Here is a 16,036-nt window from a genome sequence, read left to right as displayed (position 1 = left end):
TTATTCTGGTTTCACGCGGAATAAGAAATCCTGTACCATTGTCGTAAATATTTTTGGTTGTTCAATTTGCAAATTATGACCCGCAAAATCAAGGATAGCAAACGATGCATGTGGATATTTTTCTAGCAAAGTAAGACCATCCGCATACCCCACATGATCATCTTGACGACCAAATAAGAACAATGCTGGCACATCGAATAATGCTTTTTCATCTGGGTCAAAACTTAGCGCATAATTCGCGGATAAACGGTCCAAAAATTCACCATCCGCATTAATCATCCCAGCCATCACTTCTGCTAAGAATCGGTTCCAGTTTCGCGCCGTTAAAATGACACCACTTTTTGAAAAGTAGGCACGGTCTTCATTAGACAGTGTGCTTATAAACGTCTCGTCTTGATACATGACTTTTTGTTCGGGCAAGGTTCTTCTTTCTTTTTCCGGATAGATTACCGGGCAAATGAGCAGAACACCTAGTACTCTATCCGGCATTTTCGCTGCAATTCCGCGAGCTAAATAACCACCATATGATTCCCCGGCGAGTAAAAATTGCTCGCCCGGAATTACTGCTTCAATAAATTCTAACAACAGCGTTAACACGTGGTCGGCATTTTGAATAGAGTCGTAATTCTCGGTTTTCCCCATTCCTGGCAAATCCAAATAAATGCGCGAAAACGGGCTTTCTTTATCGAATACTGGCTCCATGCAGCCAATCATCAGCTGCGAATCGGGCGCAAAGCCGTGAATCATTATTATCGGTATTCCTTCACCATGTTTTTCATAATAAACGTCTACGCTACGGATTGTTTTATGCATCTTAATTCCTCCTGGCGTTTACTTTTATCATAACATATTATTCTTCTGCCATCCGGTACCCAACCCCTACTTCCGTCAAAATATACACTGGTTCAGCAGGGTTTTTTTCGATTTTACGCCTGATATTACTCATGTTCACCCGAAGCGCTTGATTTTCACTTGGGTATGGTCCCCAAATTTCGCGAATAATGAAGTCGTGTGTGAGTACTTTCCCAGCGTGGCGAGCTAATAAGAGCAAAATTTTATATTCAATCGGTGTAAAATGAATTTCCGTATCGCCCATTTTGACAAGTCGGCGGTCGTCATCGATATACAGGTCTTGAATGCGGATAATATGGTCATTTGGCGTATCTTTGCTGCTCGGTTGAATATGTCGCAAAGCAGTTCGAATGCGCGCCAGTAGTTCCGATGTCCCAAACGGCTTCGTAATATAATCATCGGCACCGAGGTCAAGCGCTGTCACTTTTTCCCGTTCATGATCACGCGCGGATACGACAATAATCGGCACTTTGGACCAAACGCGAATATCACGAAGCACATCAAGCCCCTCCACATCGGGCAAACCAAGGTCAAGCAGCACAACGTCTGGCGAATGGCTAGCCGTCTGCTCCAGCGCTTCTTTTCCGTTCACCGCTTTAATCACTGCATAATCGCTAGCCGTCAACACAGCCGAAATAAAATTACTGATGCCTTCTTCATCTTCCACAATTAGCACAAGTCGTTTGCTGTTCATTTTCCATCTCCTCCATCTAATGGCAAAGTGAACCAGAATGTCGCACCGCCATGTTCGTTATTTTTCGCTTCTAAAGTCCCGTCATGCGCCCGAATAATCGACATGCAAATCGATAATCCAAGCCCTAGACCACGGGACATATCCGAACGTTCTCTCGCCTCTACTGCAAAAGTGTCAAATAAATCCGGCAAGCGATTTTCCGGAATTCCTTTACCGTTATCACGGATGCTAAAAATCGCATTTTGCTTCGTTTTCGTCACATCTACCCATACTTCTGCCTCAGGTCCACCGTGGCGTAGCGCATTTTCCATTAAATTAATGAGCACTTGCTCGATTAATGTCCCGTCCATAGGAACCATAAGCAGATCGCGCGGCACTTTGACATGAATAATTCGGTCGGTGAAGCGTTTTTTAATTCGACCAACTGCTTCGCCAACAATTTCTTCCACGGCTTCTGGAGCGCGTTCCAAACTCACCAAGCCTTCGCTAATTCGCGTTACAGAAAGTAAATTTTCGACCATCCGAATAAGCCAGCCAGAGTCATCTTTAATACCTTTAATTAAGTTTCGCTCGGTTTCTTTATCTAGCTCGGTTTCTTTTTCAAGCAAGGCTGAACTTGCGCCAATGATGCCTGTAAGTGGTGTTCTTAAATCATGCGAAATCGCCCGAAGCAAATTACTTCTCATTTTTTCTTTCGCAGATTCGATGACGATTTGGCGTTGTTCTTCTGATAAATATTGCCGTTCTAGGGCCAGTGCGACTTGCGAGCTAATCATTCGTAAAAATATCCGATTATCTTGTGTGAGTGGACCTTCTTCGGCCGAGCACGAAACCCCAATGACGCCAAGCACTTTGCCTTGTGACATCACTGGCATATAATATCCAAATGCCCCCATCAACGTATCAGTTCCTGCGCCCGCTCGTTTTTTATTTTTAAAAACCCAGTGTGCAACAGCTTCCTCGTCCGCACTAAGAAGCGCGTTCGCATCCTCTTTCCCTTCCGCTTGCACGAAAATCCCTTCGTTACTTTTGGCGGGATCAGTAGAATAAAAAATAACGGAACGGTTAAATAAATGCAAAATATATTCATTGGTTAAATTAATAATTCCTTTTAAGTTGCGCGTTACTAACAGCCGTTTATTGATTTCATAAAGCACTTCCGTTCGGCGCTCTCGCTCAACTGCAAGGCTGGCTTGCGTTTTAATTCGGACGGTTAGCGCACTTGTGATCAAAGCAACTAAGAGCATGATACCAAAAGTCACTGGATAACCGGCTTGAATCGTATTAAATGTATACAGTGGTGATGTGAAAAAGAAATTAAATAACATGACACCAATGATAGAACCGAGGACACCGTAAACATAGCCACTTGTTACCCGAGAAATAATTAAAACGGATAAAATATACACCATAATAACATTTTGGTCGCCAATGCCAAATTCGCTTAATCCAACACATATCGCTGTCGCCAAAGTGAGTAGCAAGACCATTTTCGCCATATCGTGCCAAGTTAGGAAGCTTTTAAAGCGCATTTTCATTCGCCGTTTTTTTGTCTGCGGTTGGCTAGAAGGGATAATGTGCATATCGACATTATCGAGGTGCGTAATCAGCTGGTCTTCAAAATCATCTTCAAACAAAGACCGCAATCCCATACGACGACGCGATTTCCCAACAACGATATTCGTCACCCCGGTCAAACGGGCATATTCGGCTACCGTTTCTGCAATATCATGTCCAGCGAGCGTGACAATTTCTGCGCCCAGTCGTTCCGCGAGTTCCATCGTTTCACGCAAACATTTTTTCTCCGCTTTGGTCATATAATCATTTTCTTCATTTTCAATATAAAGGGCAGTCCACGGAGCACGGAAAGCCTCGGCGGTGCGCGCTGTCCAGCGAATGAGTTTCGCAGATGATGGAGACGTCCCGATGCAGACGAGCCACTTACTACTTGCGCGTTTTTCTGGATAAATCCCGGTCTGGTCATATTCATGGCTAATTCGGTCAGCCGCTTTACGCATCGCAATTTCGCGCAACAATTTCAAATTTTCTCTAGTGAAAAAGTTCTGCATAGCTGTGCGGGCGCGTTCTGGCTGGTAAATCTTCCCTTGTTCAAGACGCTTTAAAAGTTCATCCGGTTCGATATCGATTAGCTTTACGCGGTCCGCTTCATCAAAAACATAGTCCGGAATGGTTTCGCGGACAGCCACTTTGGTGATGCCTTCCACAATATCATTCAAGCTTTCGATATGTTGCACGTTTACCGTTGTATACACATCAATTCCCGCTTGGAGCAACTCTTCCACATCTTGAAAACGTTTCTTATTCCGCACACCTGCTGCATTCGTATGGGCAAGCTCGTCCACCAAAATCAGCTCCGGTTTCCGTTTCAACGCTTCGTCCAAATCGAATTCTTTGAGCGCAATATTTTTATGGTTGATTGCTTTAGGTGGAATAACTGGGATTCCAACTAACATTCTCAGCGTTTCTTCCCGAGCATGAGGCTCAATATAGCCAGCGACTACATCCACGCCAGCTGCTAATTGATCTTTGGCATCACTCAACATCGCATACGTTTTCCCCACACCCGCTGCAAAACCAAAATATATTTTCAATTTACCTACAGACGACTCTGTTTCTTCTTGCAAATTCACTAATAGCGCATCCGGACTTGGACGATTCGTTTCCATATACTCGCCTCCAACTACTTACATTTTCAAACTATCTAATGCCAAATTGACTTGTAATACATTCACAGTTGGCTCACCCCAAAAACCTAACAATCGCTCGTTCGTGTTTTCCGCAATAATTTCTTTGACCACTTTGGTGGAAATTCCGCGTTCTCTGGAAATCCGGTCCACTTGATACGCAGCGGCTTCTTCTGAAATATCTGGATCCACGCCACTTGCTGATGCTGTCACGAGATCCATCGGAATAACTCGATTGTTCGTTGGGTCTAATTTATGCCACCAAGCAATCCGTTTTTCTACTAATTGTTTTTGTTCTTCGCTAGTCGGGTTTAAATTGGTTGCCGCGCCGTCACTCGCCGCCCGCCCAATCAAATACTCAGGTTTGGTAAATGTTTGGCCAATTTCAGCAGAACCAATTTTTCCAGTTGTGCCATCTGCTAACTTTTCTTCTATTATACTGCCATTTGCTTTGTCGTGGAAAGCTGCACCTGCAATAATTGTGACAACACCCGGATAAATCACGCCACATACCAATGTCAAAAGTAGAAATCCAACAACTGCCGGCTTCCAAATTTGCATAAATCTTTTCATGTTTTCTCCCCCTCTTAAACGATTCCTAAAACAGTTAACAGCATATCAATCAATTTAATCGCGATAAATGGCGCAATCAGTCCACCAAGTCCGTAAATCAACATATTGCGGCTCAGTAATTTCCCCGCTGGCATTTCGCGGTACTTCACGCCTTTTAAAGATAACGGAATTAAGAAAATGATAATCAATGAGTTGTAAATAATCGCGGATAAAATGGCACTCGTTGGGCTCGTTAATCCCATTAAATTGAGCGCTTCAAGTTGTGGGAAGATCCCGTAAAACAGCACCGGAATAATCGCAAAGTATTTCGCTAAATCATTCGCAACACTAAAAGTTGTCAGCGCGCCACGCGTCATTAACAGCTGTTTTCCAATCCGCACAATATCAATTAATTTCGTTGGGCTAGAATCAAGGTCAACCATATTCCCGGCTTCTTTTGCAGCTTGCGTCCCCGTGTTCATTGCAACAGCCACGTCAGCTTGCGCAAGAGCCGGCGCATCATTCGTTCCGTCTCCAGTCATCGCTACTAAATGTCCTTCACGTTGATATTCGCGAATTAATTCCAATTTTGCTTCTGGTGTTGCTTCTGCTAGAAAATCATCCACTCCCGCTTCTGCCGCAATCGCCGCCGCGGTCATTGGGTTATCCCCAGTAATCATAATTGTTTTAATACCCATTTTTCGCAAATCAAGAAAACGTTCTTTCACACCATTTTTCACGATATCTTTTAAATAAATCACGCCAAGTACTTTATTATTTCGAACGACTACAAGCGGCGTTCCACCAGCGCCAGCCACTTTACTTACAATCGCATCGCACTCTTTTGGATACGTACCGCCATTCGCCGTTACATAGGCTCGAACCGCATCCGCCGCGCCTTTTCGAATCGTATTTTCTTGGTAATCAATCCCGCTCATTCGTGTTGTTGCAGTAAATGGAACAAATTCTGCGTGCATTTCGGCAAAATCGCGACCGCGAATATCGAATCGCTCTTTCGCTAACACGACAATACTCCGACCTTCCGCCGTTTCATCCGCAATGGAGGAAAGTTGAGCCGCATCTGCTAGCTCTTGTTCCGTCACGCCATCCACTGGCAAAAATTCGCTCGCTTTCCGGTTTCCAAGTGTAATCGTCCCCGTTTTATCAAGCAAAAGCACGTCCACATCCCCAGCCGCCTCAATCGCCCGACCGCTCATCGCTAACACATTCGCTTGATTTAATCGGCTCATCCCAGCAATCCCAATTGATGAAAGCAGTGCACCAATCGTTGTCGGCGCCAAACAAACAAGTAAAGCAATCACATTCGTAATCGAAATCGCCGAGCCAGCACCCGCCTGTTTACTCGCAAATTCAGTAAATGGTAAAAGTGTCGCTGAAACCGCCAGAAAAATAATCGAAAGGGTCACAAGCAAAATTTGCAAAGCTATCTCATTTGGCGTCTTTTTCCGCGAAGCCCCTTCCACCATCGCAATCATTTTATCTAAGAAACTTTCCCCAGAAACTGCCGTTACCCGAATAACAAGCCAGTCGGAAACAAGTGTAGTCCCGCCAGTCACAGCGCTTCTATCACCGCCAGACTCTCGAATTACTGGCGCCGACTCCCCGGTGATCGCACTTTCGTCAACAGAGGCCGCACCTTCAATCACTTCGCCATCCATCGGAATTTGTTCATTCGCAAGCACATAAACAATATCCCCTTTTTTCAAATCATTCGAAGCTACTTCCACCACATCAGCTTTATCCTCTACCTTTTTCAACTTCCGAGCTAAAACATCTTTCCGCGCCATTTTCAAACTATCCGCTTGCGCCCGACCACGACCTTCCGCAATCGCCTCCGCAAAATTCGCAAATAACACCGTGAACCATAAAATAAGCGCAATCGCGAGCGTATAGCCAGACTTCTCATCCGAAATTCCGAAAAAGCCAAGAAAATACAAACTTGTTGCCAAAATTGCGCCCACATAAACGAGCAGCATGACTGGGTTTTTCACTTGCAGTTTAGGAGACAGTTTTTTCATCGACTGAATCAGCGCATCTTTCCAAATACCATTTTCCATCATTTCCATTCACCTCATTTGAAAGTTGTAAAGAAGTCCGCAATCGGTCCAAGTGCGAGCGCTGGCAAGAAACTAAGCGCGCCAATAAGCACCACAACCCCAATTAAAAGACCAATAAACATGCCATTTTTCGTCGATAACGTCCCACTGCTCGCTGCGACCGGCGTTTTCAAAGCCATATTTTGCGCCAAGTAAAGCGCTGCAACTAGCGGAATAAAACGAGCAAATAACATCATTACTGCGCCGACTATATTAGTAAATGTCGTGTCTGCCGCAAATCCCGCAAAAGCACTACCATTATTATTTCCCATCGAAGTAAACGCATAAAGCACCTCAGAGAAACCATGCGCCCCACTCGCCGAAACCGAAGCTTGCACACTCGGCATCATCACCGCAACCGCCGTACCAAAAAGCGTCAACAGCGGCGGAACTAAAATGAGTAAACAAACCATTTTCATATCATAAGGTTCAATTTTCTCCCCTAAATATTCCGGTGTCCGCCCAACCAAAAGCCCCGCGATAAACACCGTCAAAATAATAAATCCAATCATCCCATAAAGCCCACTACCAACTCCGCCAAAAATGACCTCGCCAAGCTGCATAAAGAACATTGGAACAAGCCCACCAAGCGGCGTTAAACTATCATGCATCGTGTTCACCGCACCGTTCGAAGCAGCCGTCGTTGAAGCCGCGAAAAGCGACGATCCACCAACACCAAAACGCACTTCTTTACCTTCCATACTTCCAGAAGTCGCAACACCTTGGTAACTCGGCCCCGCAAATTGTTCGGAAACAGTAATCGCCACGACCCCAACAACAAAAACAATTAACATCGCTGTCATAATTGCGCGCCCTTGCTTACTATCTTTCACCGCGCGCCCAAACATCACAACAAGCGCCACCGGAATAAGCAAAATCGCCAGCATCTCAATTAAATTAGTAAAACTAGATGGATTTTCAAACGGAAAAGCAGAATTCGCTCCGAAAAAGCCACCACCATTTGTTCCAAGTTGCTTAATCGCAATTTGACTTGCAGCCGGTCCAAGCGGAATCAATTGTTTCGCACCATTTTCAAGCGTTTCCACAACCGAATAATCTGCAAATGATTGCACCACCCCTTGCGACACCAAAACTAGCGCCAATACAAGCGAAAGTGGTAATAAAATATAAAGCGTCACTCGAAATAAATCTTGCCAAAAATTCCCGACCGTTTTCTGTTTCTTCCATATAAAGCCGCGAATTACCGCAAATAAAACTGCAATCCCTGTCGCTGCAGAAACAAAATTCTGCACCGTTAAGCCAATCGACTGTGAAAAATACGATAATGCCGCCTCACCAGAATAAGCCTGCCAGTTCGTATTCGACACAAAACTCGCCGCCGTATTAAACGCAAGACTAAAGCTAAGCCCCTTCATACCTTCTGGATTAAGTGGTAAAAATCCTTGCAACATTAGTACAGCCATAACAAATACAAAACCAACCGCACTAAAAGCAAGCACCGATATCGCATAACGTTTCGCCGACATCCCCGCGTCACTCACACCCATCAAACGATAACCAAACCGCTCAACTGGCTCAAGCACTCTCGATAAAAACACCTTTTCGCCAATCATCACTTTATACATATAAATCCCAAGTGGCACTGCTAAAACTAACAACAATACAACAAAAAACACATCCTGCATCACAATATACTTCATAAATCCTCACCTCTAAACAACACATAAAATAAATATACCAACAAAGCTAAACCGATGATTCCAGCAATTACTAGAACAACACCCATTTTCCGTTCACCCCTTCACCGTACTCTTTCCACCACTAATCCTACCAACAAACGTATAAAGACAGTGTTAAGATTCTAAAGACCCGCATAAAGATTCCGTTAATATCGCAATGTGTGTAAAATTTACACACAAAAAAAGCCAATGTGTAAGCAAAAAACAAAATGAAAACCCTTTTATAGCCACATTTAAAGTTGGCACGGTACTTGCATATATAAATAAGTGTTAAGAGAATTATCTAGAGGAGGAAATAATCATGAAAACAATCATGTTAGTATGTTCAGCAGGTATGTCTACCAGCTTACTAGTTACAAAAATGGAAAAAGCAGCTGAAGCACAAGGTATTGAAGCAAAAATCTTCGCAGTTGCCGAAGCAGAAGCAGCTAACCATTTAGATGAAATTGATGTTTTATTACTTGGACCACAAGTACGTTTCTTAGAAGGAAACATGAAGAAAAAATTAGAGCCAAAAGGTATTCCGTTAGCTGTTATTAACAGTGTTGATTACGGAATGATGAAAGGCGACAAAGTTTTAGAACAAGCATTAGATTTAATGAAGTAAAAAGAGGGTAATTACAGCTGTCTAGCTGAAAATTATAAAAAATGGAAGAGGTAACGTAATAACACGCAGTTTTAGAAATTATGTATCTGTCTTAATCCGTGCTATTACTTTATCCTCAAAAAAGGAGAATAAAAAATGAATGGTTTTATCGCATTTATGGAAAAATATTTCATTCCCTACGCTGCCAAAATTGGTGGACAACGTCATCTAGTAGCAATTCGTGATGGTTTTATCACAACTATGCCTCTAATGATTCTAGGGTCTTTCGCCGTTTTAATTAACAACTTCCCAATTCCAGCTTACCAAAAATTCATGAATAACTTATTTGGTGAAGGAACTTGGCAAGCATTCGGCGGAAACGTTTGGAACGGTACTTTTGCTATCTTAGCATTACTTATCGCTTTCACTGTAGCTTACAACTTAGCTAAATCTTATGACAAAGATCCACTTTCTTCCGCAGTAGTTTCTGTAGCTACTTTCTTCACTATTGGCGCAATCGCTCCAGGTGTTGACGGTATCCCAAACACTGGTGGTCTTGGATCAACTGGTCTTTTCTTAGCTTTAATTATTGCAATTCTTTCCACTGAAATCTTTACTCGTTTAAGTGGTAGCCCGAAATTGGTTATCAACATGCCTGATGGTGTTCCACCGGCAGTTTCTCGTTCATTCGCAGCTTTATTCCCTGCAATGATCACTGTTTCTATCTTTGGTCTTATCACTGCGTTCTTCCAAGCAGCTGGTGTGACTAACTTAGTAATTTCTTTCTACGAATTAGTACAAGAACCGTTCATGGGTCTTGCAAACTCCTTGCCAGCAGCATTGCTACTTGCATTCGTTTCTGCTTTCCTTTGGTTCTTTGGTTTACACGGTGCGAACATTATCGACCCGTTCATGCAAACAATCAACATCCCAGCTATCGAAGCTAACGTAAAAGCATTAGAAGCTGGTAAAGAACTTCCTTACATCGTTAACAAACCTTTCTTTGACTCTTTCGTTAACTTAGGCGGAACTGGGGCAACTATCGGTTTAATCATTGCTATCTTTATCGTAGCTCGTAAACATAAAGCGTACATGACAGTTTCTAAATTGTCTGCAGCGCCAGGTATTTTCAACATTAACGAACCAATGATGTTTGGTCTTCCAATCGTCTTGAATCCAATTATGTTCATTCCGTACATCTTGGCACCACTTGTACTTGTAACTGTAGCTTACATTGCAACAGCTATCGGTTGGGTACCAGCTTGTACTATCGTAACTCCTTGGACTACACCACCAATTATCGGTGGAGCACTTGCAACACAAAGTATCGCTGGTGGCGTACTTGCAGCTGTAAACTTAGGTCTATCTATCCTAATCTTCCTTCCATTCGCGAAAATTGCTCAAATCCAAGAGCTACGTCGTGAAAAAGAAGCACTTGCTGCTGAAGGCGTTACTGCTGAATAATTTTTAAAAACCAAAACTTTAAGGACGTGTTTACAGATGGATTTAGAGCAAACTATTATGAGCTTGATCGTGTTCGGTGGTAACGCTAAAAGTGATGCTATGTTAGCCATTGATTCCGCTAAAAAAGGGGATTTCGCTCAAGCAGACGAACAAATCGCCCAAGCAGAACAAGCACTACTTGAAGCGCATCATTCTCAAACAAAACTTATACAAGGTGAAGCACGTGGCGAAAAAACAGAAGTTTCCCTTCTACTCGTTCACGCACAAGACCACTTAATGAATGCAATCACTTTCAAAGATTTAGCGAAAGAAATTGTTGACCTTTATAAGAATAAATAAAACTTAAAAAACCAGTTGTCGTCATGACAGCTGGTTTTTTTCTTCTGTTAAATGAGCATCTGACCGAATAATCGCTAGCACAACGCCCACCGCAATAAAATTACCAAGCACAGCGCTCCCACCATAACTAATAAAAGGAAGCGGAATCCCCGTCAGCGGCATAAGTCCAACAGTCATGCCAATATTCTCAAAAATATTAAATGCAAAACTCACTGCAAAACCCGCTAAAACAAGCGAAGAAAAAGTATGCTTCATCAAAAGTGCTGCCATAATCAATTGATGAATCAGCAACATAAATAAAATCAGCAGCAAACTTACACCAACAAAACCAAACTGATGGCCAATCGTACTAAAAATCATATCTGTATGGCTTTCAGGAATATACGCATTGGTCCCTGAACTCCCCGTCATCATCCCCGAACCAACCGCCTTCATCGATAAATTAAGTTGATACACCGCATCCGGATCAGTCGTTGGATCAAGCCACGTCTGAATCCGCGAAAACTGGTACGCATGAAAGCCAATCTTTTCTAGCAAACTAATATGATACACAATAACATACATTCCGACCGTCGCTGTAGTTAACATCAATGTAATAATCCCAACCATTAGTTTCGTAGACCTGATTGCCAGCAAGATAATCGCCAGCGCCGTAACCCCGTAAACAATTGTCGTCCCGAGATCCGGTTGCTTCATAATTAACAGCAAAACAATCCCTGTCAGAACCGCCAAAATTCCCAGTTGCTTCCATTTTTGCGCTTGATATTTCACCGCAAAATGCGCCAACACAAAAATAAAAATCGATTTCACTACTTCAGATGGCTGAAAAGATAACCCAGCAAATCGGTACCAACGCGTTGCCCCGTTTATATTTTGCACTAAGGGGTTTGGAATGAGTATCCCTAGCAGCGTAATCACCATAATCACGTACAGCCAAATCGCATGATGCCGTAAAAACTCCACCGGAAGCCGCGACACTCCAAAACAAGTCAGCGCCCCGATTGCCAAAAACACCAACTGCATTCCTAAAAAATTCGTATCATACTGATTCGTCTTCTGCGCAAAATAAATCGCCACACAACTAACCAAAGATAATAAAAACACCGATAAAATAATCCGATTATAAAACACATCTCGCTTCATAAATACACGACCTCTCTAGTTTTGTTCCGCCTTGCCGCCGCTAGCACAAATCCTACTGCACACGAAAGCATCACGACCGAACTTCCACCATAACTAATAAATGGCAGCGGCACCCCAGTAAGCGGAATAATCCCACTCACTCCACCAAGATTCAAAAACATCTGCACCGACACCCAAGTAGCCACCCCAATACAAACCATCGAATCAAAAATAAACTGACTATGAATAGCAATATAAAGCGCCGTAAAACTAAGTAGCATCAGTAAAAAAATCGTCCAAATAACACCAAAAACGCCAAGCTCCTCCGCAACCACCGTCATAATAAAATCCGTATGCGGCTCCGGCAAATACCCTAATTTCTGAACACTCCCACCAAGCCCATTTCCAAAAACACCACCACTTCCAATCGCGTAATAACCATTCCTAAGTTGATAAGAAGCATCTAGATTATTAAGATTAAATGGGTCCAGAAAAGCGAACCGTCCCAATTTTGCTGAACTAAAAAAGTCAGGGTGAAAGAAGTAAATCAGAGTAGCTGCAAGTAATAAGAGACCGAATGCCCAAATTGTCACCCGAACAAGGCGCGTGAGGCCGACTCCGCTCGTTAAAAACAAAGCCACCCCAATGACACCTAAAATCAGCGCCGTCCCTAAATCCGGCTGTAAGAAGACAAGTCCTACTGTTAGAAATAAAAATCCGAGCAACCAATATTGCACACGCACCCCACAACCTTTTTTCAAGAAAACTGTTGCGATTACTAATATTAGCAGTAGTTTCACCGTTTCTGTCGGTTGAAATGTAACACCTGCGATAGACAACCAGCGTTGCGCATTGTTCGCCGCGCTTCCCGTCAAAAGCACTAGAATTAACAATCCAACCAAACTCCCCGCCAAAACCCGCAACGTCCACCGCCGATAAAACAATTGCACATTAATACGCGAACAAACGAGCAAACCGACAAACCCCAGCCCATAAAAAATGAGCTGCCTATTAAAAAAGTATCCCGGCTCCACTTTGTACCGCATGATCGCAACCCCGTAACTCGTACTATAAACGAGCAGCAAACTCCAAACCACCAGAAGCAAATACGTTACAAATAGCACCTTGCCCGCACGCATTTAAATCCACTCCCGGAATTTCCGAATGTAAAGCGTTTTTACTAACTGCATCGTTGCCATATAGCCAACCAGAATCAAAATCAGCCATGGGAAATAGCTGCCTGGCAAGCTGACAAAACCAATACTATGTCCAAATCCAGTAAATGGAATAACAATCCCCAGCGTCATCACAACAAGCGTCGCAATCATCACTGGAGCAGTTGCCCGACTTTGGATGAATGGTATTTTTTCTGTTCGAATCATGTGTACAACCAACGTTTGCGTGAGTAATCCGACAACAAACCAGCCACTATGGAATAAAGCTTGCTCCGCCACCGTATTCGCACTAAACACAAACCACATAATTAGAAACGTCGCAATATCAAAGATCGAACTCACCGGACCAATACAAAGAATAAAACGCAACATGCCTTTTTGTTCCCATTGATGCGGCTTTTTCAAAAACGACCGATCCATTTTATCCCAAGGTAGCGTTAATTGAGAGAAATCATAAAGCAAGTTTTGTAAGAGCAAATGTAATGATAGCATCGGTAAAAATGGGATGAATGCACTCGCCACCAAAACACTAAACACATTCCCAAAGTTTGAGCTGGCCGTCATTTTCAAGTATTTCAAAATATTCCCGAATACATTCCGTCCTTCCATCACCGCATCATTTAATACCGTTAAACTTTTCTCAAGCAAAATGACCGAGCTGGCATCTTTCGTAATATCCGCCGCTGTATCCACCGAAATCCCAACGTCCGCTTTCCTAAGCGCCGGTGCGTCATTAATTCCATCTCCGAGGAATCCCACTGTATGCCCCGCTTTTTTAAGCAAGCCGATAATTCGCGATTTTTGCATCGGCGTTAATTTCGCAAAAATATGGTATTTTCGCAGTTCGCGCGTAAGTTCTTCATCGGATAATTCCTCCACATCTGCACCTAGTAAAAATCCGTTCGCCGGTATGCCAACCTCCTGACAAATCCGTTTCGTAACGATTTCGTTATCACCCGTCAAAACCTTCACGTTGATTTGATTCTTGAAAAGCTGCGCGATTGCTTCTTTGGTTGACGCTTTCACTGGATCGCGGAAACCTAAGAACCCGGCAATAATCATTTGTTCCTCATCCGTTTTCGTAAATGCTTCCCCAACTTTTCCAGTTTTATACGCCACCGCAATTACTCGAATTCCCGAGCGATTCATTTCTGCACACATTTCTTGTAGTTCGCTCTTTTCTGCTTCATTTAGTGTTGAAATAACGCCATCAAATTCCTTATGAGTGCATACAGTGAGCATTTCTTCCACCGCACCTTTTGTAATCATCCTTGTTTCCGTGCTATTTTCGACCACCACACTCAAACGACGCCGATCAAAATTAAATGGAATCTCGCCAACTTTTGTCCAACCAGCCGCAGCATTTTCGTCCAACTTCGCAATCACAGCATGATCTAAAACATTTTTCCAACCCGTTTGGAAATAACTATTTAAATAAGCCATTTTTAGGACACTTTCAGAAGTTACTCCCGCACTATCAATATATTTCACCAGTTCTAGCTTGTCTTCTGTGAGCGTTCCTGTTTTATCCGTACATAAAATATCCATCGCGCCGATATTTTGAATCGCGCTCAGTTCTTTCATAATTACCTTTTTCGACGACATATTGATAGCACCTTTTGCCAAGTTCGTGCTTACAATCATCGGCAGCATCTCCGGCGTAAGACCAACCGCAATCGCCACCGCATAAAGAAATGCCTCTAACCAATTGCCTTTCATAAGACCGTTAATCATAAATACAATCGGAACCATCACTATCATAAAGTAAAAAAGCAATTTCGAAATCGATTTAACACCCTTATCAAAACTCGTGTCGCCGCGGCGCTCTGTAGCTGCAATTGATAGCGAGCCGAAAAACGTGGAGCTTCCTGTTCGCAAAACAACCGCCCGGCCATGTCCACTTAACACATCCGTTCCCATAAACAATAAGTTTTCCCGCTCAAAAATTTCTGGATTGGCACGCTTGTCTTCCACAAATTTTTCAGCTGGAATCGATTCTCCTGTGAGCGCCGACTGATTAATTAATAAATCCGTAGCCGAAATCACGCGCGCATCTGCCGGAATAATATCCCCCGCCGAAATTTCAATCAAATCTCCCGGTACAATTTCATCTTGCGCCACCACAACTAAGCTATCGTCCCGGATAACGTTCACTTTATTTTTCACCATGTTTTTCAGCGCATAACTCGCCCGCTCCGCTCTACTCGTTTGAATAAAGCCAAGCACCCCACTCGCGAGTATCATCAGCGCCATAATCACAGTCGCTTCCATGTCGTCCGTCAAATACGAAACAACCATTAACATTACTAAAATATAGATAAACGGATCGTTGAATGCCCGAATAAACAATCGTAAATTCGACACCTTCTTTTCTTCCACCGTTTGATTCGGGCCGAACTCCGCCAGCCGTTCCGTAACTTCGACGTTCGTTAGCCCCGTTTCCATTACACCTAACTTTTCCAAAACTTTCTCTCTACCCATTTGTGATTCTTTGAGCAAATTGTTACCTTGCATTTTTCCATGTAGTTTTTTCATTTTCCTTGCCTCCAATTCTTTCTAGGCAAGCTGAGAATAACGTTTATGTGCGCCAGAGATGAAGGTTAGTCACTCTTGCAGCTTGATTACTATAATACGAGTCCGGTTCTTCTACTTCCTCTTCCTGTCGATAAGCCATTGCCTTCATCTCCTTTCGAATTTTATCTAAGCTTAATTGTCTGAAAAAAAGATTGT

13 protein-coding genes are annotated in these 16,036 nt (G+C 43.1%); 3 read left to right on the top strand and 10 right to left on the bottom strand.

Going from position 1 to position 16,036, the window contains the following annotated elements; genetic code table 11:
- From HCX62_RS12735 to HCX62_RS12705, 7 genes are read right to left on the bottom strand one after another with little or no spacing between them, the layout of a single operon-like run.
- Positions 1–813 carry an alpha/beta fold hydrolase gene (locus tag HCX62_RS12735; RefSeq protein WP_185639328.1) on the bottom strand — a complete coding sequence of 271 codons (813 nt, stop codon included), beginning with the start codon at positions 811–813 and terminating at the stop codon, positions 1–3.
- 37 nt (positions 814–850) lie between these two features.
- Entirely contained in the window at positions 851–1,546 is a 696-nt protein-coding gene (locus tag HCX62_RS12730; protein WP_185639327.1) for a response regulator, read from the bottom strand.
- On the bottom strand, positions 1,543–4,233 hold the full coding sequence (locus HCX62_RS12725; protein WP_185639326.1) for an ATP-binding protein: 2,691 nt from the start codon (positions 4,231–4,233) through the stop codon (positions 1,543–1,545). The genes HCX62_RS12730 and HCX62_RS12725 overlap by 4 nt, the downstream gene beginning before the upstream one ends.
- An 18-nt stretch (positions 4,234–4,251) precedes the next feature.
- Positions 4,252–4,824, bottom strand: a complete 573-nt coding sequence (gene kdpC, locus HCX62_RS12720) for a K(+)-transporting ATPase subunit C (RefSeq protein WP_185639325.1) — start codon at positions 4,822–4,824, stop codon at positions 4,252–4,254.
- A 14-nt stretch (positions 4,825–4,838) separates the two neighbouring features.
- Positions 4,839–6,884, bottom strand: a complete 2,046-nt coding sequence (kdpB, locus tag HCX62_RS12715; RefSeq protein WP_185639324.1) for a potassium-transporting ATPase subunit KdpB — start codon at positions 6,882–6,884, stop codon at positions 4,839–4,841.
- Positions 6,885–6,895: 11 nt separating this feature from the next.
- On the bottom strand, positions 6,896–8,581 hold the full coding sequence (gene kdpA / locus HCX62_RS12710; protein WP_185639323.1) for a potassium-transporting ATPase subunit KdpA: 1,686 nt from the start codon (positions 8,579–8,581) through the stop codon (positions 6,896–6,898).
- Positions 8,578–8,667 carry a potassium-transporting ATPase subunit F gene (locus HCX62_RS12705; RefSeq protein WP_015455298.1) on the bottom strand — a complete coding sequence of 30 codons (90 nt, stop codon included), beginning with the start codon at positions 8,665–8,667 and terminating at the stop codon, positions 8,578–8,580. The genes kdpA and HCX62_RS12705 overlap by 4 nt, the downstream gene beginning before the upstream one ends.
- A 254-nt stretch (positions 8,668–8,921) precedes the next feature.
- On the opposite strand from HCX62_RS12705, the gene HCX62_RS12700 reads away from it, so the two are divergent.
- The 3 genes from HCX62_RS12700 (at position 8,922) to HCX62_RS12690 (ending at position 11,009) form a co-directional block, all read left to right on the top strand.
- Positions 8,922–9,227 carry a PTS sugar transporter subunit IIB gene (locus HCX62_RS12700; protein ID WP_014093863.1) on the top strand — a complete coding sequence of 102 codons (306 nt, stop codon included), beginning with the start codon at positions 8,922–8,924 and terminating at the stop codon, positions 9,225–9,227.
- 135 nt (positions 9,228–9,362) lie between these two features.
- Positions 9,363–10,670 carry a PTS sugar transporter subunit IIC gene (locus tag HCX62_RS12695; protein ID WP_185639322.1) on the top strand — a complete coding sequence of 436 codons (1,308 nt, stop codon included), beginning with the start codon at positions 9,363–9,365 and terminating at the stop codon, positions 10,668–10,670.
- A gap of 36 nt (positions 10,671–10,706) precedes the next feature.
- Positions 10,707–11,009 carry a PTS sugar transporter subunit IIA gene (locus tag HCX62_RS12690; protein WP_003722042.1) on the top strand — a complete coding sequence of 101 codons (303 nt, stop codon included), beginning with the start codon at positions 10,707–10,709 and terminating at the stop codon, positions 11,007–11,009.
- Between the two features lie 21 nt (positions 11,010–11,030).
- Here HCX62_RS12690 and HCX62_RS12685 read toward each other — a convergent pair whose 3' ends face one another.
- From HCX62_RS12685 to mgtA, 3 genes are read right to left on the bottom strand one after another with little or no spacing between them, the layout of a single operon-like run.
- A complete protein-coding gene (locus HCX62_RS12685; RefSeq protein ID WP_185639321.1) occupies positions 11,031–12,152 on the bottom strand; it encodes an FtsW/RodA/SpoVE family cell cycle protein in 1,122 nt (373 codons plus the stop codon).
- Positions 12,149–13,270, bottom strand: coding sequence for an FtsW/RodA/SpoVE family cell cycle protein (locus tag HCX62_RS12680; RefSeq protein WP_185639320.1), 1,122 nt, complete (start codon positions 13,268–13,270; stop codon positions 12,149–12,151). The genes HCX62_RS12685 and HCX62_RS12680 overlap by 4 nt, the downstream gene beginning before the upstream one ends.
- Positions 13,271–15,841: a magnesium-translocating P-type ATPase gene (gene mgtA / locus HCX62_RS12675; RefSeq protein WP_185639319.1), complete on the bottom strand. Its 2,571-nt coding sequence runs from the start codon at positions 15,839–15,841 to the stop codon at positions 13,271–13,273.
- Positions 15,842–16,036 lie beyond the last annotated feature (195 nt).

Source organism: Listeria swaminathanii, assembly GCF_014229645.1.
Lineage (GTDB): Bacteria > Bacillota > Bacilli > Lactobacillales > Listeriaceae > Listeria > Listeria swaminathanii.
This window is presented reverse-complemented; position numbering and strand designations above follow the sequence as displayed.